Source organism: Halorussus vallis (assembly GCF_024138165.1).
Lineage (GTDB): Archaea > Halobacteriota > Halobacteria > Halobacteriales > Haladaptataceae > Halorussus > Halorussus vallis.
In genome coordinates, this window is the sequence record NZ_CP100000.1 from 1,836,415 (window position 1) to 1,854,765 (window position 18,351).

General features: G+C 68.7%; 20 protein-coding genes. 10 read left to right on the top strand and 10 right to left on the bottom strand.

The features are described 5' to 3' along the window. Positions 1-139 precede the first annotated feature (139 nt). Together tmk and NGM07_RS09385 are read left to right on the top strand one after the other, a co-directional pair. A complete protein-coding gene (tmk, locus tag NGM07_RS09380) occupies positions 140-757 on the top strand; it encodes a dTMP kinase (protein WP_253519840.1) in 618 nt (205 codons plus the stop codon). Between the two features lie 55 nt (positions 758-812). Then, on the top strand, positions 813-1,418 hold the full coding sequence (locus tag NGM07_RS09385; protein ID WP_253519841.1) for a hypothetical protein: 606 nt from the start codon (positions 813-815) through the stop codon (positions 1,416-1,418). A 46-nt stretch (positions 1,419-1,464) separates the two neighbouring features. Here NGM07_RS09385 and NGM07_RS09390 read toward each other — a convergent pair whose 3' ends face one another. Beyond that, entirely contained in the window at positions 1,465-1,788 is a 324-nt protein-coding gene (locus tag NGM07_RS09390; RefSeq protein ID WP_253519844.1) for a DUF7991 family protein, read from the bottom strand. A gap of 97 nt (positions 1,789-1,885) precedes the next feature. On the opposite strand from NGM07_RS09390, the gene NGM07_RS09395 reads away from it, so the two are divergent. The 4 genes from NGM07_RS09395 (at position 1,886) to NGM07_RS09410 (ending at position 3,746) form a co-directional block, all read left to right on the top strand. After that, complete coding sequence (locus tag NGM07_RS09395; RefSeq protein WP_253519847.1) at positions 1,886-2,428, top strand: XTP/dITP diphosphatase; 543 nt, start codon at positions 1,886-1,888, stop codon at positions 2,426-2,428. A gap of 90 nt (positions 2,429-2,518) precedes the next feature. Next, positions 2,519-3,076, top strand: coding sequence for a hypothetical protein (locus NGM07_RS09400; RefSeq protein ID WP_253519849.1), 558 nt, complete (start codon positions 2,519-2,521; stop codon positions 3,074-3,076). 13 nt (positions 3,077-3,089) lie between these two features. Next, on the top strand, positions 3,090-3,338 hold the full coding sequence (locus tag NGM07_RS09405; protein ID WP_253519851.1) for a hypothetical protein: 249 nt from the start codon (positions 3,090-3,092) through the stop codon (positions 3,336-3,338). 96 nt (positions 3,339-3,434) lie between these two features. Beyond that, on the top strand, positions 3,435-3,746 hold the full coding sequence (locus NGM07_RS09410) for a hypothetical protein (protein WP_253519854.1): 312 nt from the start codon (positions 3,435-3,437) through the stop codon (positions 3,744-3,746). A 3-nt stretch (positions 3,747-3,749) separates the two neighbouring features. Here NGM07_RS09410 and NGM07_RS09415 read toward each other — a convergent pair whose 3' ends face one another. The 6 genes from NGM07_RS09415 to NGM07_RS09440 all read right to left on the bottom strand — a co-directional run bounded on the left by NGM07_RS09415 (position 3,750) and on the right by NGM07_RS09440 (position 9,542). Continuing rightward, a complete protein-coding gene (locus NGM07_RS09415) occupies positions 3,750-4,229 on the bottom strand; it encodes a DUF7384 family protein (protein ID WP_253519857.1) in 480 nt (159 codons plus the stop codon). After that, a complete protein-coding gene (locus tag NGM07_RS09420) occupies positions 4,222-4,377 on the bottom strand; it encodes a hypothetical protein (protein WP_253519859.1) in 156 nt (51 codons plus the stop codon). Before NGM07_RS09420 ends, NGM07_RS09415 begins: the two co-directional genes overlap by 8 nt. Before the next feature lie 49 nt (positions 4,378-4,426). Then, positions 4,427-6,241: an LEA type 2 family protein gene (locus NGM07_RS09425; RefSeq protein ID WP_253519862.1), complete on the bottom strand. Its 1,815-nt coding sequence runs from the start codon at positions 6,239-6,241 to the stop codon at positions 4,427-4,429. A gap of 127 nt (positions 6,242-6,368) precedes the next feature. Further along, positions 6,369-7,436 (bottom strand): ABC transporter ATP-binding protein, encoded by a 1,068-nt coding sequence (locus NGM07_RS09430; protein ID WP_253519865.1) that lies wholly within the window; start codon positions 7,434-7,436, stop codon positions 6,369-6,371. Beyond that, the gene (locus NGM07_RS09435; protein WP_253519867.1) at positions 7,433-8,452 is read right to left on the bottom strand and encodes an ABC transporter permease; all 1,020 of its coding nucleotides are present in this window, start codon (positions 8,450-8,452) and stop codon (positions 7,433-7,435) included. The genes NGM07_RS09430 and NGM07_RS09435 overlap by 4 nt, the downstream gene beginning before the upstream one ends. A 4-nt stretch (positions 8,453-8,456) precedes the next feature. Next, entirely contained in the window at positions 8,457-9,542 is a 1,086-nt protein-coding gene (locus tag NGM07_RS09440; RefSeq protein WP_253519870.1) for an extracellular solute-binding protein, read from the bottom strand. A gap of 65 nt (positions 9,543-9,607) precedes the next feature. Here NGM07_RS09440 and NGM07_RS09445 point away from each other — a divergent pair, with 65 nt between their 5' ends. Both NGM07_RS09445 and NGM07_RS09450 read left to right on the top strand, forming a co-directional pair. Further along, positions 9,608-10,327: a TOBE domain-containing protein gene (locus NGM07_RS09445; protein ID WP_253519873.1), complete on the top strand. Its 720-nt coding sequence runs from the start codon at positions 9,608-9,610 to the stop codon at positions 10,325-10,327. A gap of 40 nt (positions 10,328-10,367) precedes the next feature. Next, positions 10,368-10,769: a DUF7994 family protein gene (locus NGM07_RS09450; protein WP_253519876.1), complete on the top strand. Its 402-nt coding sequence runs from the start codon at positions 10,368-10,370 to the stop codon at positions 10,767-10,769. 289 nt (positions 10,770-11,058) lie between these two features. Here the strand turns inward: NGM07_RS09450 and NGM07_RS09455 are convergent, their stop codons facing one another. The 3 genes from NGM07_RS09455 to NGM07_RS09465 all read right to left on the bottom strand — a co-directional run bounded on the left by NGM07_RS09455 (position 11,059) and on the right by NGM07_RS09465 (position 13,814). After that, a complete protein-coding gene (locus NGM07_RS09455; RefSeq protein ID WP_253519878.1) occupies positions 11,059-11,925 on the bottom strand; it encodes a dihydrodipicolinate synthase family protein in 867 nt (288 codons plus the stop codon). Positions 11,926-12,626: 701 nt separating this feature from the next. Further along, on the bottom strand, positions 12,627-13,301 hold the full coding sequence (locus tag NGM07_RS09460) for a potassium channel family protein (protein WP_253519881.1): 675 nt from the start codon (positions 13,299-13,301) through the stop codon (positions 12,627-12,629). Between the two features lie 123 nt (positions 13,302-13,424). After that, positions 13,425-13,814 carry a response regulator gene (locus tag NGM07_RS09465; protein WP_253519883.1) on the bottom strand — a complete coding sequence of 130 codons (390 nt, stop codon included), beginning with the start codon at positions 13,812-13,814 and terminating at the stop codon, positions 13,425-13,427. A gap of 313 nt (positions 13,815-14,127) precedes the next feature. Between NGM07_RS09465 and NGM07_RS09470 the strand changes: the two genes are divergently transcribed. Beyond that, the gene (locus NGM07_RS09470) at positions 14,128-16,050 is read left to right on the top strand and encodes a PAS domain-containing protein (RefSeq protein ID WP_253519886.1); all 1,923 of its coding nucleotides are present in this window, start codon (positions 14,128-14,130) and stop codon (positions 16,048-16,050) included. Positions 16,051-16,543: 493 nt separating this feature from the next. Beyond that, the gene (locus NGM07_RS09475; RefSeq protein WP_253519889.1) at positions 16,544-18,232 is read left to right on the top strand and encodes an ABC transporter substrate-binding protein; all 1,689 of its coding nucleotides are present in this window, start codon (positions 16,544-16,546) and stop codon (positions 18,230-18,232) included. The last annotated feature ends 119 nt before the right edge of the window (positions 18,233-18,351 follow it).

The following is an 18,351-nucleotide window of genomic DNA, read 5'->3' on the forward strand; positions in this document are numbered from 1 at the left end:
TAAGTGCTTTCTGAGCACCGACGCACGTACCGGCGGAGTTCTGCGGTTACCGTCGACGCGAATCTTCCGACGAAGCCACGTCGCACCTTCGCGCCAACGTCCCGTGTCCCTTTATACGAAGCCGAAACCAACTCGCGGTATGCTCATCACGCTCGAGGGCCTCGACGGGAGCGGCAAGACGACGGCCCGGGAGGTGCTCGCCGAGGAGTACCCGGAGTTCGTCTTCACCCGCGAGCCGACGACCTCGTGGTACGGCGACGCGGTCCAGCGGTCGGTCGAGGACGACGACGCCGACCCGGTGGCCGAACTCTTCCTCTACACCGCCGACCACGCCGCCCACCTCGCCGACGTCGTGCGGCCCGCGCTCGCGGAGGGGAACGTGGTAATCTCGGACCGCTACTCTGACTCCCGGTACGCCTACCAGGCGGTTAGCATCGAGGAACACGTCAAGCGCCCGCTGGAGTACATCCGCGGCGTCCACCAGCCGTGGACCCGCCCACCGGACGCGACCATCTACCTCGACGTCGACCCCGAGACGGGCGCGGCCCGGAGCGGCGCGACGAACAAGTTCGAGCAAGCCGCCTTCCTGAGCCGAGTCCAGGAGAACTACGAGCGACTGATGAAGGCCGAACCCGAACGGTTCGTCCGAATCGACACCTCCCGCTCGCCCGAGGAGGTTCTCGACGCCGTGGTCTACACCGTCGGCCGCCTCGTCGAGGAGCACGACGCCCGGACGAACTCCGAGGGACGCGACTGACGCCGCCCGGTAACGCCCCGGTGACGCTTTGAAGCCCGCTACCGTAGAACGCGCCATGGCAGAGGAGGGCGGCGACCGGACCCGTCGGAGCCGAAATCGTCCCCCGCATCCCGCTCGCCGAATCGAGGACCGACGGCGCGAGCAGAAGGAGGCCCGCACCGACCGGCGAGTGCGGGCCGACGGGAGCGCCGACGAAACCGATTCCGACGCGGGCGCTTCTCCCGGCCGCGAGGCCGAAGGAAGCGCCCGCGCGGAGCCGACCACCCGCGCCGAGCGCGACGACGAGCGGAGCGGTTTCAGCTTCACGCTCCCGCCGATGACGTTGCCGCGGATGGAACTCCCCGAGCGCATCCGTCTGCTCTTTCCGCTTCCGGAGCCTCCGGAGCGGAGTTACCCGACGCTACGCGTTCGGGTTTCGCACGTCCTGCTGGTCGCGCTGCTAGTCGACCTCCTCGACGCCGCGACGGTGCTGTGGGTCGGGGGCGAACCCTTCTGGTGGGCGAGAGGGGCCGTCGGCCTCGCTGTCTCGCTGGCGGTCGCCGGTCCCGCGGGCCTGCTGTACGGGTGGGAGTCGCTCGCGACCCTCGGAGGATTCGGACTGCTGGCGCTCGCGCCGACGGCGACCCTGCTGGTGCTCGTTCGGGCGGTCTTCGCAGAATAGTGGGGAGCGGCGGGGGAGCCGCGACGGAGCGGCGACGACTCGGCGGTCAGCCCGCCTGGTCGGGGAGTTCGACTTCGTCGGGCGCGGGCATCCAGAACAGTTCGAGCGACAGCGCCAGCGTGAACGGGAGCACCCACACCACGATGAGCGCCGTCCCGGTGTCGCTGACCCCCTCGCCGCCGAAGCCGACGAAGCCCGACAGGACGAGCGTCGTCACGAAGTACACCAGCGGAACGAACACGGCGGTGTACACCGCCGCGCCCCACCGCGTCGACAGTCGCAGGCGGAAGAACCGGATGGCGACCGCCGCGACGACGGTGTTGACGACGACGATGAGCAGGAACCCGAAGACGGTCGCGGCCCAAGCCATGCCCGAGGGTTAGGAGCGCGCGGCCTTGTGGCTACCGGATGCGGCCGAGGGTCGGCGAACCAACGCCTATTTGCCCGGGCCGGGCCGACTCTCGGGCATGACGATTCGGTTCGTGACCTCCAACGAGGGCAAGGTCCGGGAGGCCCGCGAGTACCTCGGCGAGGAGGAAGTCGAGCAGGTGAACTACGATTACACCGAGATACAGAGCGACGACCTCGCCGACATCGCGGTCGCGGGCGCGCGGGAGGCCTTCGAGGAAACCGGCGGCGAGGACCCCGTCGTCGTCGACGACGCCGGCCTGTTCGTCGACGCGCTCGGCGGCTTTCCGGGGCCCTACTCATCGTACGTCGAGGACACCGTGGGCGTCGAGCGCGTCTGGAACCTCGCGAAGGCCGAGGAGAACCGCCGGGCGCGCTTCCGCTGTGTCATCGCGTACTACGACGGCGAGACGACCGAGACGTTCGACGGTGCGGTGCCGGGCCGCCTCGTCGCGCCGCGAGGTGACGGCGGCTTCGGCTACGACCCCATCTTCGAACACGAGGGCGAGACGATGGCCGAGATGTCCACCGAGCGCAAGAACGCCGTCTCCCACCGCGGCCGGGCGCTGGCGAAGTTCGCCGACTGGCTCGCAGAGCGGTAGTCGGCCGACGCGGCCCCCGAACTGAGTCGGCACTTCGCGCCGACGGCTCATTCGAAAAGAGCTATCACGACGGTGAGAGCAACTCCGAACGTGACGCAGATTCTTCGCCGACTGGCCGACCGGCCGGGCCTCGCGTTCGGCCTCGCTGGCGCGACGTTCACCGTGCTGTACCTGTTCGTCCGCCCGGTCGAGGAGTTCGCTTCGTTCTTCGTGGGCGAGCGCGAGGCGTTCCTGCTCGGCCCGCTACTGGTCGTCGCGAGCGCGCTCTCGGCGTTCGCCGTCGGGACCGCGCTCTGGCGTCGGTTCGCGGGCGAACGCGCGGCCGACTCGCGGTGGCGCCCCGCCGTCGTCGGCGCCCTCGTCGGGACGCTCTCGATGCCGCCGACGATGCTCGCGCTCACGGTCGGCCGCTACCTCGTCGTCGGACTCCCGGACGACCTGGTGGTCGGGTCCCCGCCTCCGGGGGCGACCCACTGGGTTTCGGCGACCGACCTCGTCCTCCAGGACGCGGTGATGACGCTCTACGTGAGCCTGTTCGGCTTCGTCCTCACGGGTGGGTCGACGGTAATCGTTGGCGCCGCGACCGGCGAAGTCCTGCGGCGACTCGCCGCCGCGTCGGACTCCGACACGATGATAACGGAACGGTGAGCAGTTCGCCGACATGAGCACCGACGACTCGCCCGCCCGCGGTCTCGGCGTCCTCCCCGCCTCGCTGGCGTTCGCGCTCGGAAGTCTCCTCGCGCTGTTCGGCGCGACGGAGTTCGCCACGCAGGTCCACCTCCACGTCGTCAGGGACACCGGGTTCGTCACGTTCGACAGCGTATTCCTGCCCGCGCTCGCGTTCCTCGCCGGGACCGCGGTGGCGTTCAGCGCGTTCTTCGCCGCGTCACTGCGGATTCGCCGCGACTGACCGGGTTCGCCGCGGCCGACCCTTCGACCGCCGTCCGGGGCGACTGTTCCAATTGGAAACACGTTTCTCGCGGGAGCGGAGATACCGGGACCAACGATGGTTGCGCTCACCCCACCCGTCGACGTGAAGTGCGAGAAAATCGAGGACGGGCTATACCGCGGCACCGTCGTCGACGAGACGGACGAACGCGACGCCGTGGAGCTGAGCCTGGAGGAGTACGAGCGGACGAAGTTCGTCGAACTCCTAGAGGCGACCCAGACCCCGGGTCCGGTGACGGAGTCGCCGTGGCGCTACGTCGGCTACGTCTACGTCGAGCGCGACCGGCTTCCGGTCGAGTACGCGAACCCCGGCCCGCAGTTCCGCGTCGTCGTCGAGGACCGTCTGGCCGTCGAGATAGAAGAAGCGTAGGTTCTACGCGCGCGGGTCGCGGTCCGGTCCCGGATACTCGTCGCCCTCGACCGCTCCGTAGAGGCTCTCGGCGTCGAACAGTCGGGCGAATCCCGCGGGCGTCTTGACGCTGACATTCAGGCGCGACCCGAGCGCCGCCCCGGCCTTCGCGCTCCGGAGCGACTCGTCGTAGCTCAGCACGTGGGCGGCCTCGCCGCGGTAGGCGCTCGCCAGCGCGGGGTGGTCGCCTGCAGGGTGGTCGACGGGGACGCGCACCGTCTCTATCTTCTCGCGCCACGCGCGCGCGAGGTCGTCGTCCGCGAGTTCACGGATTACGGCCTCGGCGTCGTCGAGCAGGCGGTCGCTCGCGACCAGTTCGAGCCACGAGTGGGACCGCACGGCGTCCAGCGCCTCCCTGGCGTCGCCGCCGACGAGGAGGTCGGCGGCCAGCACGTCGGCGTCGGCGACGATTCGGGCGGGGTCGGTTTCGGGCGTCTCAGGCATCTTCGCTCTCCCCGGATTCGTTCACCGCCGATTCGCCCGCCGGCGATTCGCTCGCGAGGCGCTCGCGGCGCGCCGCGAGCGCCTCGCGAACCGATTCGACGTCGGCGTCGGCGGCGTCCGCCCGCTCGAAGAGGTCGGCCCAGTCCATGCTCGCAGTCGGTGACGGGCGGGGAAAAGTCTGGTTTTCCGGCGAGTCGCTACTTCCCGCCGAAGACGTCGGTTTCGACGGTCTGCTCGTAACCCATCTCCTCCAGGGACACCCGGTGTCGCTGGCCGCGGTACTCCACAACCGCGTAGTAGGAGACGGTCAGCGTCGACCGCTCGCCGTTCCGGAGGTGGCCGACCCACCACTCGCCCATCTTCGAGTTGTCGAGGTACCCCGTCGCGTCGATGCGGCGCGTCTCGCCGCCGGGCACCGTCGCCCCGACCGAAGCGGTGTCGTCGGCCAGCACCACGTCGTTCAGCCGAACCTCGTAGCCGAGTTCGACGATTTCGAGCGGCCGGGACCGCCGGTTGGTCACGTCGCCGGCGATCAGCATCGGGGTCCGGGCCATCGTCGCCTCGCCCCAGCGGGACTCCATGTCGTGGAGCGTGGCGACCCGCCGGCCGCGAATCTCGACATCCTGCTCGGCCGACCCGAACCCGGCGAGCAGGTCGGTTTCGAAGGTACGGTCGTCGGTGGGGAGCGGGACCGGTAGCGAGGCGAACCCGAGGTCGGCGAGCACGCCGGCCTTGACCCGCATCTCGGTCTTCTCGCCGTTGTTGACGTGGCTGACCCACCACCGCTGGATGCGCTCGTCGGGGACCGAACTCTCCAAGACGAGTTCGGTTCGTCCGGGGCCGAGGACGGCCTCCTCGCCGTCTTCGACGAGCGTCACGTCGTTGAGTCTGACCCGATAGCTGGCGTTGACCGGCACCTCGCCGAGCGGCGAGTTCTCGCCGTTGGGGTTGTCGACCACGACGCGGGTCGAGAGCGTCGACCCCTCGTCGGCGGCCCGCCAGTCGGTCTCCATCGCCGAGACCGCCGGCGGTTCGAAGCCGACGCCCGAGTCGGTCTTGACCGCCCGTGTGGTCGCCTGCCCGCCGGCGAGGATGTCGGTTTCGAAGACGACGCTCTCGCTGAGGAACGGGAGCGGGACGCGCCTGGTACCGTCGTCGGTCTCCATCACCGCGAACGCCCGCACGTCGAGGCGGGTGGTCTCGCCGTTCCGGAGGTGGCTCACCCACCACTCGTCGAGTTTCGAGTTGTCGAGCGCCGAGTCGATTCGGATGGTGCCGGTGGCGTTCGCGTCGATTCGGACCTCGCCGTCGGTTCGGCCCTCCGCGACCGTCACGTCGTTCATCCGGACCTCGTAGCCGATCCGCGAGAAGGTGATGGGCGCGTCGTTGGGGTTGCGGACCGTGCCCGAGAACCGGAGTGGCGTCCGGTTCGCGGTCACCTCGCCCCACGAGGCGTCGGTTCCGGTGACCGTCAGTAGCGTCTCGTTGCCCACCTCGACCGACTGGCCCGAGTCGCTCTCGAACGCCGCGAGCAGGTCGGTCGAGAAGGTCCGCTTCTGGGCGGGCAGCCCCTGCTTCAGGGGGCCGACGCCGACGTTCGGTTCGACCGCAACCGTGGTTTCCTCGCCGTTGTTGATGTGACTCGCCCACCAGACCGGAATCTTCCGGTTGTCGATGCCGGTCGAGAGGGTAAGTTCGTTCCGGCCGGGCGCGAGCCGCAGGCCGCCGCTTGACCCGCTGGCGACCGTCACGTCGTTCATCCGCACGTCGTAGGAGACGCCCGCCAGGCCGGGGAGGCCGACCCGGTTGGGGTTGTTCACGACGACCGTCGTGCGGATCTCGCTCTCCTCCTTCGAGATTTCGCCCCACTCGTTCTCGATGGACTCGACCGACGGCGGTTCGGTCGTCAGCGTTCCGGTCGTGAGCGCCGCGCCGAGGCCGACCGTCGTGAGCACCATCCCCGCCGCGAGGACGGCTGCGACCTTGCCGAGCGTGCCGGCGAGCAGACTCATCTCGTCACCACCCGAAGTTGCTGTACGCGTGCCATGGCGGGCGCTTTCGAGGGACCTACCAAGTAGCTTACGCGCGGGTGAACGAACTGATAATCGGGGCGGTCGACCGAGAACGGAGCCGCGTCGGTTACTCCGCCAGCAGCGTCGTCCGCTCACGCGGGAGTACGACGCCGACGCTGTCGCCGGCGGGCCCGGTCGGCGCGTAGGCGTCGAGGCGCTGGCCCGCGACGTCGAGCACCACGCGACACCGGCCGTCCTCCCTGAGGACGCGCTCGACGGGCGCGACGAACTCGAAGTCGCCGTCGCCGGGTCCGTCGGCGCTGGCGGCGACGGACCCGGCGTCTCCCCCGCCGGATTCGTCGGTGTCGGCCTCGCCGGTCGGCGAGGCCGACGGCGCGTCCCTCGGTCGGAGTTCGACGTGTTCCGGTCGAATCGCGAGATGTTCGCCATCGCCGACTACGAGTCGGCCGCCGGGCACCCTGAGGGCGCCGCCGTCGAGGGCGAGGCAGTTCGCGCCGGTGAACCGGGCGACGAACGGCGAGTCGGGGCGCTCGAACAACTCGTCGGGCGTGCCGGTCTGGACGATTCGGCCGTCCCGGATGACCGCGATGCGGTCTGCGAGCACCCGGGCCGTCGTCCGGTTGTGGGTGACGTAAACCGCCGTCTCGTCGGCCATGACGTCGGCCAGCAGTTCCCGAAGTTCCGCCCGGGTCGGCACGTCGAGCGCCGAGAGCGGTTCGTCGAGCAGGAAGGCGTCGGGACCGACCGCGAGCGCCCGCGCCAGCGCGACCCGCTGGCGCTCGCCGCCCGAGAGCGTCGGCGGGTAGCGCTCGGCGAGGTCGGCGACGCCGAACTCCGCGAGCAGGGCGTCGGGGTCGCGGATGTCGTGGTAGCGACCGCCGAACGCGACGTTCTCCCGGACCGAGAGGTGCGGGAACAGCGCGTAGTCCTGGAAGACGAAGCCGAGGCCGCGGTCCTCGGGCGGCAGGTCGGTGAGGTCGCGGCCGCCGAGCGAAACCGACCCCTCGTGGTCGTGGAACCCCGCGACGGTTTCGAGCAGGAGGCTCTTGCCCGACCCGCTGGGGCCGAGAATCACGAGCGTCTCGCCGGCGGGGATTTCGAGGTCGGCGAGCACCTCGAAGCGGTCGGCACCCTCGGCGGTGAAGCCGGCCCGGACGTCAATTTCGAGGCTCATGGCCACCCTCCGTCGTCGTAGGCCAGCGTACGGACGACCACGAAGATGGCCGCCGAGAGCGCGAGCAGCAGGGTGGCGACCGCGCCGCTCTCTTCGAGGCCCGACGAGAGGTAGGTGTTGTAGATGAAGACGGGGGCGTGCTGGCCCGTGACGCTCTCGCCCTTCGGCAGGAAGAAGAAGTCGACGCTGTAGGCGACGATGGCGACCGCGCCGAACTCCGAAACCGCCCGCGCCCACGCCAGGACGCCGCCGGTCAGCATCCCGCGCCAGGCCAGCGGCGCGGTCACCCGCCGGAACGTCTCGAACTCGCTGGCGCCGAGGGTCCGGGCGGCCCACTCGACCCGGGTGTCGACCGACTCGAACGCCTCGCGGGCGGCGTTGACCGCGAACGGCGCCGAGACGAACGTCATCGCCAGCACCATCCCGAGCATCGTCCCGAGTATCTTCAGTTGCGGGAAGGCCCCGCCCTTGCCGAAGCCGAACAGAATCGCGAGTCCGGCGACGCTGTGGGGCACCACCAGCGGGAGGTCGACCAGGCTCTCGACGAGCGCCCGGCCCGGGAAGCCCCGGGCCAGCACCCACGCCAGCGGGACGCTGAACGCGACGCTGGCCAGCGCCGCCAGCAGGGGCGCGTACACCGAGAGGTACAGCGCCTGCCTGACCGCCGGGTCGGCGGCCATTTCGGCTACCAGCGCGGGGTCCTGGCGGGCGACCAGGAGCGCCAGCGGTAGACCGAGCGCGACCAGCAAAACGGTGCCGAGCGTGGCCGCCAGCGCGCCGAACGCGCCGCGCTCGCGGACGACCGCGAGCGCGAGCGCCGACAGCACCGCGAACCCGGCGTAGAGCGTCGGCCGACCGGCGGCGACCGCGGCCGCGAACGCGGCGACCTGAACGGTCACCACCGCCAGGACGGTCGCCCCGGCGGGGACGCGAGCGGTCACCGCTCGCGTCCCCGCACGCCGTCCGGACTCCGCCGCAGTTCCGCGTTCGCCGCCGGTTTCGGTGTCGGCGCTCACGGTATCAGAGTTTCAGCGGACCCACTGAAGTCTTTGCTTCCGCGTGCCGGGCGACCCGCCGGGGAACGTCCCCGCTCTCGGTGACCACGGCGGGTTGCTTCGGGATGAGGCCCTTCTCCTTCAGAATCTTCCGGCCGGGTTCGGTTATCATGTACTCGACCCAGCGGGCGCCGAGGCCGGGCGCCTCGGCCACGCTCGGCACCGTGATGCCGTAGGCGATAGGTGCGCCGGTGTAGGTGGTGTCGCCCGCCTCGACTTTCGCCTTCGCGTAGTGCTCGGCGTACTTCTGGGAGAACTTCGAGAGGTCGACCTGGGGCTGGAGGTCGACGTACGGCAGGCCCGACTGCGAGGAGATGGACCGGTAGTAGATGGCGTAGTCCAGTTTTCCGGACTCGAGTTGGCCTTCGAGTTTGGTTTCGGTGCCGGTCGGCACCGTCATGTTGTCCCGAATCTTCTGGAAGGTCTGTTCGTCGTAGAGGCGCTCGCCCTCGAACTGCTCCTTGCCGAGTTGTATCGACATCACGGCGCGATAGCCGCCGGGGTCGATGGCCGGGTCGCTGTGGCCGACGGTGACGCCGTCCCGGCTCAGCACCTCCCACCAGTTGTCCGTCCCGATGTCGCCCGCGCCCGGCGAATCCTCGCGGTACTGGACGGTCATCGCGTTGGTGGCGAAGATGCCGTACCAGTCGCCGAACTTCGGGAGTACCGAGTCTCGGATGAGCCGGAAGTCGGAGACTCCGAGCACGTCGGCTTTCCGACGCTGCCGGGTGATCTTCTTGGTGGACGCGACCGACCCCTTGGCCTCGCGGTCGACCTCGACGCCGTACTTCTTTTCGAACTTCGGCTCGGCCGCGCTGAACGGCGGCGCGAGGCTCCCGGCGTGGAAGATGGTCGCCGAGTCGGCGAGGTCGGCGCTCGCCGAGGTGGTTTCGGCGGTCGTTCCGCCGCCGGACCCGGTCGTTCCCGACCCGCCCGAGTCGGTTGTCGTCCCCTGGTTCGACCCCTCGCCGCCCGTACAGCCCGCCAGCCCGGCGATTCCGACGGCCCCCGCCGTCGTCAGGAACCGCCGTCGCGTGCGTTGTTCCGTCATGGACATAACCCCGTTCAGTCGCACGTGACATAACGGTTATCCTCCGCCGCGTTCCAGAGGCGGGCATGGACGCGGGATTCGACGCCCACCTCCGGGCCGGCGGGGTCCGGTTCGACGCCGACGACGCCACCCTCCTGCGAGCGGTGGACGAACACGGCTCGCTCAATCGCGCCGCCGACGCGCTCGGTCGGTCGTACTCCCGGTCGCACGGCCGACTCACCGACCTCGAGGACACCTTCGGACCGCTCGTGGTCCGGCGCCGCGGCGGGTCCGGCGGCGGCGGGAGCGAACTCACCGACGAGGCCCGGGAACTGCTCGCGCGCTTCGACCGACTTCGGGCGGAGTTCACCGGCACTGCGGAGGTCGAGGAGACGGTTCTGCCCGGCCGAGTCGTCACGCGCGAGGGCGAACTCGGCGTCGTCGAAACCGACGCCGGGCGACTCCGCGCGCTGGTCGTCGCGGCCGGCGGGGACGGCGGGAACGACGAGACTGCCGCCGACGTGGACGTGGAGGTCGCCGTGCGCGCGGACGCGGTGACGCTCAACGACCCGGCCGACGCACCCGCCGGGGAGGCGACCAGCGCCCGGAACCGCTTCGCCGGGGAAGTCGTCGCGGTCGACCGCGGCGAGGCGGTCGCCCGGGTCGTCGTCGACGTGGGTGCAGACGTTCCGCTCGTGGCGTTGGTCACGACGGCGAGCGTCGAGAAACTGGACTTGAAAGCGGGGTCCGACGTGGTCGCGTCGTTCAAGGCGACCGCGACGCGGGCGAGCCCGCGAGAGACGTGAGATACCCAACACTTTTGCGGTGGTGCTCCGAAGCGCAGGCGTGAACAGACGGTGGCACTTCCGAGGCGGCGTCGTTCTCCTGCTCGCGACGGCGGCGCTGGTGGTGGTGCTCGGCGACGGGCCGGTCGTCGAGAAGTTCGGACACGCCGGACTTCCGCAGGTCGCCCAACTGAGCGCGATGGTCGCCGCGGGCGGCCTCTACGTCCTCGGCGGGTCCGAGAACTCGGTATCCGAGCGCGCAGGCTGGTATCGGCTCGTCGGGCTGGGCGACGTGCTCCTCGGACTGAGTCTGCCGCTCGGGGCCGTCGGTGGCGGATTCGGCGGTTCGAACGCGTCCGCCGCCGTGCTCGTGGCGATGACCGGCGGCGGCTTCTCGATAGCCTTCGTCGGCGTCGACAGGATGCGCGGCGGTCGGCACGGCGAAATCGAGGGTGCGGCGTAGACCGCAGGCGGAATACGGGAGCAGTAACGGAGGGTCGCCCGGTTTCGCCCGGTGCCACCGACCCGGGGATGCGCGAGGGGTCGAAGACCCCGAGCGGGGAGGTACGGGGCGCGGTGGCGGTGCTGTGCGGTTAGCGGTGCGGTACTCATTCGATTCGTGCGAGTAGCGGTCTGCAGTGCGGTGGCGGTCACCGACACGGTCGGAGTCGAAGTTACAAGTACAGCGGCGGTCGAACGGAGGGAGAAACTGCCCGTCAGCGCCTCTAAGCCGTAAAACCGAAAACGAGGTTTCAGGGCGAGGCCGACTCGACCAGTCGCGCGAGTTCGTCCTTCGCGTCCTCGGCGACGTCGCGGTGGGGTTTGCGGGGGTAGCCCGCCGGCGCGCCGCGTTCGCGCATCGCGGCCTTCAGGCCTGGGACACCGTACTTCGCGGTGATGGCGTGGTTGAGTTCGACCAGTAGGGTGTTCAACTGGCGGGCCTGCTCGTCGTCGGCCGTCTCGTGGAGCCGGTGTATCTCGCTCGCGCGCCTGGGCGCGACGTTCGCCAGCGCGAGCACGCCGCCGTCGGCGCCCGAGGCCAGGGCGTGGGCGTAGACGCTCCCGCTGCCGACGAGCAGGTCGAAGTTCTCGTTCTCCGTGCGCGTGCGTTCGCGCTGGAGGGTCGTCAGGTCGCCCGACGAGTCCTTCATCCCCGCGACGTTCCCGTGGTCGGCGAGGCGACCGACGGCCTCGGGCGAGAGTTTCACGCCGGTGTAGGCGGGCGCGCTGTAGAGGTGGACAGGAATCGGGCTCTCGTCCGCGACCTCGCGGTAGTACGCCTCCAGGGTCGCCTCGTCGTGGCCGAAGTAGAACGGCGTGATGACGAGCGCGGCGTCGGCGCCGGCCTCGGCCGCGAGTTCGGTCTGGCGGAGCGTCTCGCGGAGTCCGGGGTGACCAGTACCGGCGAGAACCGGAACGTCGGCCTCCTCGACGGCGATTTCGGTGACGCGGGCGCGCTCCTCGACGCTCATCAGTTCGGCCTCGCTGTTCGACCCGCAGGGGACCAGGAAGTCCACGCCGCGCTCCTGGACCCACGCGAGAAGTTCCCGCAGGCGCGATTCGTCCACGTCGCCGTCCTCGTCGAAGGGCGTGATCAGCGGCACGCCGGTTCCGTGCATACGCGAGACTCGTCGCGCCAGTCCTTGAAACTGTTCGACCCGGAAACACCGACCGGGGACGACCGGCGGCCCCGCCGCCGTCGGCCGACCGTCTGACGCAGTTTTAAGTTCATGCCGTCCAGACCCCCGACTGGGCGCGCACGCGGTCTCTCTCCCCCCATCCTCCCACACGCGCGCCCGGCACACCACCACACACACGCACACCTCCCACCCTCTCCCCCTTTCCGACGCTCGAGAGCGGCGACGCCGGCGGTAACTACCACTTACCGCCGATTCAGGCGGAGTCTGAAGGATTTCCGAGTATTTCGGGAGCCGGACAGACGCCGCCTACAGGCCCACAGATAGCCCATAACAAAGTCCGAATCCGCCAAAGAAAGGAACGCGCCCGACGGCTCGGGCGCATCGCGTGCAGCAGTCTCCCGGTCGGGCATTCCGACGGAGCCGGAGGCCCTGGCGGCGAGCTGGCCTCTCGCCACCGTGTCACCAACCCTCCCACGAAAGTTCTCGTCTCGGATGCCCGCCCCAACCCCGCGCTACCCGAATCCTGCCCTCCCGTTTTTCGCGCGAGTCGGTAGTCCCCCCAAATCGGCGCCGAGGCGGTGCCTCGGCGCCGACGTACTTCACTCCTTTACGTACTTCGTTCGCCGGCTTCGACGAGGCGAGGCCGCGGTTTCCGGCCGGCGGTCGCCGACCGAGACGCCTCAGTCGCCGGCTTCGGCGGTTCCGCCCTGGAGCCCCGTGCGGACCCGCTCGAGCGCCTCCCGCCTGGCGATGATGGCCAGGCGGTCGTTCGCCTCGACGGTCGTGCCGGGCAGCGGAATGGTCATGCGCTCGCGGTCGCGGCCGTGAGCGTACACGCGAGCCTCTTCGGGGAGTTCGAGGTCCGAAACCCGTTCGCCGACTATCGGGGCGTCCTCGGCGACCTTGAGCGTCGTCAGTTGCAGGCCCGCCGTGAGGTCGGCGATGACGTTGAAGTCGCCGCCGAGCAGCGCGGTCTTGGCTCCGGCCGCACCGAGTCGCTCGGGGTAGACCACGTCGTCGACGTCGTCCGCGAACTTGTGGTAGATGTCCTCGCGGTAGTCCTCGTCGATGCGCAGGACAGTGCGACAGCCGTAGTGTTTGCCGATCATGCACGCCGCGAAGTTGACGTTCAGGTCGCCGGTCAGTCCGCCGACCGCGTCGACGGTTTGGAGGTCGGCCTGTTCGAGCACCTCCTCGCTCGCCCCGTCACCCTCGATGACCAGGAACCCCTCGTCCCGAGCGCGGTCGGCCTTCTCCGGGTCGTTCTCGACGATGACGGCCTCGTGTCCCTCCTCCTGCAGGATGCGGGCGGTCCGGAACCCGACGCGTCCCGCACCGACGATAACTAGTCGCATGCCAACACCTACCGCGGGAAGGAGCAAAAGGATTCGGTGCGGTGCGTCCCCCATCAGCGGCGCATCCCCCAGGAGCGACGCGCCGAAGGAACGCGTTGCTCGAACGCCGGCGCTCGCGGGGGCTCACACGGTCTGAGTGCGGTTGCCGCCGTCGGTCGACCGGCCGTCCTCGTCGAGCAGGTCGGTGACGGTGTCCCGAAGCACGTCCGACCCCCAGACGGGCTTGGTCAGATACGCCTCGCAGTCCAAATCGGAGTTCGGGTCGGCCGCGGAGACGACCGCGACCCGGCAGTCGTAGTCGCCGGTGCGAATCTCCCGGAGGACGTCGTCGCCCGGGATGTCGGGCAGCCGGCGGTCCAGCAGAACCGCATCTATGGAGTCGTCGAGCAGGTTCAGGGCTTCCTCACCGCCGTAGGCGGTCAGCACCTCGTACTCGTCTTCGAGTATCTTGGCGAATCCGTCGGCCAGCGGTCGGTTGTCGTCGACCACCAGTACAGTAGGTTCATCAGACATCTTGCGAATCCTTCGTCCCCAACGGGGCTTACCTCGATAGATACCACTCGGGGTACGTGAGTGGGGCAGGTCGTTCCGACCGTTGCAGTGCGTTCCGCGCCCGGAACGTACCGTTCAACCGGGGGCGAGAACCGTTCGTTCCCCGAAGTTCGGGGGGAGTGCCGGTTTAAACGCCATGGAAAGTAAAGGCGGTAGCTGTTAACGGCCCGTATCCTATCCACGGATGAATGACCGCCGACTCTGGCCTGGACCGAAGCCGACGGCGGAACCGACGACCCGCCGAAATCGGCTGTTTCGGACGTCGAGGAGCACGATGAACGGTTCGGGCGACCCCGAGTTGCCGGTCGACGACCCGCCGGGGGAGAGCGACCCCGGGCCGCGCGCGGACCGACCGGACGACGACTTCTTTCGACGGCTGGTTCGGCAATCGACCGACGCAGTCGTCACGGTGGACGAGGAAGGCCGTATCGTGTACGCCAACCCCGCCGTCGAGTCGGTGTTCGGCCACGCTCCCTCGGACCTGGTGGGCCGACCGCTGACCCGACTGATGCCCGAACGGTTCCGCCGCCCGCACGCCGAAGCGTTCGCGCGGTACCTCGAAACCGGCGAGTCCACCCTCGACTGGCGGGATATCGAACTCCACGGCCTCAGGGCCGACGGGACTGAAGTTCCGCTCTCGGTGTCGTTCCACGTCCAGAACTCCGATTCCGGCATCGACGCCGACGTCGACGCCGACGGCGAGCGGCTGTTCACCGGCGTGATACGCGAGCTAGCCGAGCGGAAGGATGTCGAACGGCAGTTGCGCCGGGAGGAGGAGCGCCGCGACGAGATCTTCGAGGCGAGTCCGGTCGCGCTCGCCATCCGAACCGCCGACGGCGAGGTGCTCCAGCGCAACGACCGCGCCGACGAACTCCTCGACGCGCTCGGCGTCGAGGAGGGCGAGACGGCCGGAGTCGACGTGTACGACGCCGACGGCGACCCCCTGACGCCCGACCGCTACCCGTTCGCGCGCGTCCTCGAAACCGGGTCGGCGGTGTCGGACGCGGAGATTCGAATCGACGCGCCGGACGCCGAGTCGCGGTGGTTCCTCGTGAACGCGACGCCGGTCGAAGCCCCCGACGACGGGGTCGAACAGGTCATCACGGCCGCCAAGGACATCACCGACGTCAAGCGGTACCAGCGGGAACTCGAACGCGAACGCGACGAACTCGAAACCGAACTGGACGACGTCTTCGACCGGGTGACCGACGCGTTCTTCGGACTCGACACCGACTGGGAGTTCAGCTACGTCAACGCCCGGGCCGAGGAACTGCTGGGCAACGACGCCGGGGAACTGCTCGGCAGGAACATCTGGGAGGTCTACCCCGACGCGGTCGGGACGGAGTTCGAAACCCGATACCGTCAGGCCGTCGAAACCCAGACGTCGGTCGCGTTCGAGGAGTACTTCGCGCCGCTCGAAACCTGGTTCGAGGTGCGGGCGTACCCCTCCGAGACGGGACTGTCGGTGTACTTCCGGGACATCGGCGAACGGAAACGCCGCGAGGCGGAGTTGGAGCGCCAGAACGAGCGCCTCGAATCGTTCGCCAGCATGCTCGCCCACGAACTCCGGAATCCGCTGAACATCGCCCACGTCTACCTCGAAAACGCGAAGAACGGCGATCCCGACGCGTTCGAACAGGTGGGCGACGCGCTCCGGCGCATCAACGAGATAATCGACGTCCTCCTGGTGCTGGCCCGCGGCGTCGAACCCGTCGGCGCCGACGGACGCGTGGCGCTGGCCGACGTGGCCGCCGACGCGTGGGCGAACCTCGACGTAGGGGCGGCGGTCCTCGAAGTCGAAACCGACCGCGTGATTCGGGCCCAGCGGAACCACGTCCAGCACCTGCTCGAGAACCTGTTCCGGAACGCTGTGGAACACGGCGTCGCGGGCCTCGGTCGGAACGACGAGAACGGCGCGGAGCGCGGCGACCCGACGGTGACGATACGCATCGGCGACCTCCCGGACGCGGCCGGCTTCTACGTCGAGGACGACGGAAGAGGCATTCCGGAGGACGTTCGCGGGACGGTGTTCGAGGCGGGCTACTCGACCGACGAGGCCGGCATCGGTCTCGGCCTCACCTTCGTGGGACAACTCGTCGACGCCTACGGCTGGGACTGCGAGATAACCGAGAGCGAGGCGGGCGGCGCGCGCTTCGAGTTCAGGGGCGTCGACGTGGTTTCGGAAGACGCGCAGTGAGCGGAGGCGGCGAAGGTCGAACTCGGCCGAGCCGACGTCGGGACTCCGGGCCGTGACCGACCGACGGCCGTCGGTCGGTCGCGCGCCGGACCTCGAATTGGTTCTCGAAGGGATTTCGGAACGTCGCCCGGCGTACGCCCCGCCGGCTCGAACCGGGCCGTCAGCGACGTTCCGGGCCGGTCATCTCTGTGTGCATCACGACGACGCCGGCCTTGCGCCATCGTGACGCACGGCGAGAAGCCGGAGACGCTCCGAGGACCGACGACCGGGGGTCCTCGCTCGGACCGATTCCGTCCGACCGGGGATACATTTAGACCGCGACCGGCGGAGCAGTATCGTCTCCGCCATCTCCAGAAACCGTTGACCGGCGAATTCTGTAAACGATTTCTGAATGCCCCCACTACATTAACCATTACCTTTATTGGCTCCAAGCGAGACAGTCTGTAGCGTGTCATCAGTTCGCGTATGGCAAACAGAGGGCTAGATCAGAGCTATGACAGACAAACCGATATCCGACGAAGAACTGAGCGGGCCGGTCGTCGACCGGCGCACGACCATGAAGCTGTTCGGCGCGGGGGCGACGGCCGCGCTGGCCGGATGCGCCGGACAGGGCCAGCAAACCGAGTCGAAGTCGTCGAGCCAGTCGGGCGGAACCGCCGAGGAGAAGGGCGGCGTCCAGAGTCAGAAGAGCGGCGGGCAACTGACCGCCGGGTGGAACATCAGCGAGATTCCGAACCTCGACCCGGTGCTCAACAGCACCGAGGGCTACGAACACGCGTCGATGAACGTGTTCAACGGGCTGTTGCGGACCACGCCCAAGTTCAAGATAAAGGGTGAAGCGGCCAAGGACTGGACCGTCAATAAGGGGACCCAGTACGTGTTCACGCTCCGGAAGGGGATGCAGTTCCAGAAGGGGTACGGTGAGGTCACCGCCCAGGACGTGAAGTACTCCATCAAACGCGGGCGGAACGCCAAGGGGAGCCAGGTCCAGTCGAAGCTCTCGGCGCTCAAACCCATCGAGAAGGGCGGGGTCGTCGTCCGGGACAAATACACGGTCGAACTCAACCTGAAACACCGGTTCGCGCCGTTCCTGAAGTTCCTGACCGCGTCGGGCGGCGCGGCCCAGATAATGCCGAAGAAGGCCGTCGAAAAACTCGGGAAGAAGTACCAGGTCGAGCCCGTCGGCTCCGGCCCCTTCGAAGTCGCCAAGCACAGCGTCGGGTCGTCGCTGGTCCTCGAGAGCTTCGACAAGTACTGGGAAACCGACGATCAGGGCACGTCGCTGCCCTACCTCGACCGGGTCACGATCAAACCGATTCCCTCGCCGTCGACGCTCGTCAACGCGCTTCGGTCGGGCGACATCAAGTACACGAACAAGGTCCCGTTCCAGAACGTGGACACCGTCAAATCGGCGCGCGGCGTCAACGTCATGCAAGGTCCGGCGGGCGGCTGGGAGGGTCTGTACTTCAACCTCGCGAAGAAACCCTGGAAGGACAACCCGAAGCTCCGCCGGGGCGTCGCGAAGGTCATCGACCGCAAGCAGTACATCAACGCCGCGTTCCTCGGCAACCACGAGAAGGCCGTCGGCCCCATCGGGCCGGTTCACGGCCGGGCGTTCCGGTCCCAGCAGAAGAAACCCGACTACCAGAAGGCAAACGAGAAGGAGGGCAAACGGCTCATCAAGGAGAGCGGCGCGATGGGGTCGGAGCTGAAGATCATGGTCTGGAAGGCCGGCGTGCGCCGGGGTCGGGCGCTCTCTCAGCAACTCGGCCAGTACTTCGACGTCAAGGTCAACGCCTACGACATGTCGACGTACCTCGAACGCCTCAAGGCCAAGCCCGGCAGTCAGTACTACGACGTCACCCCCTGGGGGAGCGACATCGACGTCGCGACCGACACCTCGCTGTACAACTTCTTCAAATCTCCCGACAAGGGCGGCGTGTTCAACAGGATGGGCTACTCGAACCAGAAAGTCGACAAGTTGCTCGAGAAGGCCCGGCGCACCACCGACCCGAAGAAGCGCGCCAACGTCTACCAGAAGGCCGAGGACCAGATCATGAAGGACGCGCCCGCCGCGTTCACCCACCACTACATCCCGTGGCAGGCGGCCGCGAAGTCGGTCAAGGGGTACACGCCCCATCCGACCCGCCGCGACTTCACGAAGGTGTATCTCTCGAACTGAACGACCGAATTTCCAGCCGAATCAACACATGGACTACGCGCTCTCTCGCCGTCGCGTCGCCGTTGGGGTAGCCCGAGCGCCGGCACAACGGCGAGCGACTCCACTTTCACGCACGTAAC

Excerpts from the sequence above, each read along its gene's own strand:
- tmk (WP_253519840.1), top strand. The coding sequence starts at position 140 with ATGCTCATCACGCTCGAGGGCCTCGACGGGAGCGGCAAGACGACGGCC.
- NGM07_RS09385 (WP_253519841.1), top strand. The coding sequence starts at position 813 with ATGGCAGAGGAGGGCGGCGACCGGACCCGTCGGAGCCGAAATCGTCCC.
- NGM07_RS09390 (WP_253519844.1), bottom strand. The coding sequence starts at position 1,788 with ATGGCTTGGGCCGCGACCGTCTTCGGGTTCCTGCTCATCGTCGTCGTC.
- NGM07_RS09395 (WP_253519847.1), top strand. The coding sequence starts at position 1,886 with ATGACGATTCGGTTCGTGACCTCCAACGAGGGCAAGGTCCGGGAGGCC.
- NGM07_RS09405 (WP_253519851.1), top strand. The coding sequence starts at position 3,090 with ATGAGCACCGACGACTCGCCCGCCCGCGGTCTCGGCGTCCTCCCCGCC.
- NGM07_RS09410 (WP_253519854.1), top strand. The coding sequence starts at position 3,435 with ATGGTTGCGCTCACCCCACCCGTCGACGTGAAGTGCGAGAAAATCGAG.
- NGM07_RS09415 (WP_253519857.1), bottom strand. The coding sequence starts at position 4,229 with ATGCCTGAGACGCCCGAAACCGACCCCGCCCGAATCGTCGCCGACGCC.
- NGM07_RS09420 (WP_253519859.1), bottom strand. The coding sequence starts at position 4,377 with ATGGACTGGGCCGACCTCTTCGAGCGGGCGGACGCCGCCGACGCCGAC.
- NGM07_RS09425 (WP_253519862.1), bottom strand. The coding sequence starts at position 6,241 with ATGAGTCTGCTCGCCGGCACGCTCGGCAAGGTCGCAGCCGTCCTCGCG.
- NGM07_RS09430 (WP_253519865.1), bottom strand. The coding sequence starts at position 7,436 with ATGAGCCTCGAAATTGACGTCCGGGCCGGCTTCACCGCCGAGGGTGCC.
- NGM07_RS09440 (WP_253519870.1), bottom strand. The coding sequence starts at position 9,542 with ATGACGGAACAACGCACGCGACGGCGGTTCCTGACGACGGCGGGGGCC.
- NGM07_RS09445 (WP_253519873.1), top strand. The coding sequence starts at position 9,608 with ATGGACGCGGGATTCGACGCCCACCTCCGGGCCGGCGGGGTCCGGTTC.
- NGM07_RS09455 (WP_253519878.1), bottom strand. The coding sequence starts at position 11,925 with ATGCACGGAACCGGCGTGCCGCTGATCACGCCCTTCGACGAGGACGGC.
- NGM07_RS09460 (WP_253519881.1), bottom strand. The coding sequence starts at position 13,301 with ATGCGACTAGTTATCGTCGGTGCGGGACGCGTCGGGTTCCGGACCGCC.
- NGM07_RS09465 (WP_253519883.1), bottom strand. The coding sequence starts at position 13,814 with ATGTCTGATGAACCTACTGTACTGGTGGTCGACGACAACCGACCGCTG.
- NGM07_RS09470 (WP_253519886.1), top strand. The coding sequence starts at position 14,128 with ATGAACGGTTCGGGCGACCCCGAGTTGCCGGTCGACGACCCGCCGGGG.
- NGM07_RS09475 (WP_253519889.1), top strand. The coding sequence starts at position 16,544 with ATGACAGACAAACCGATATCCGACGAAGAACTGAGCGGGCCGGTCGTC.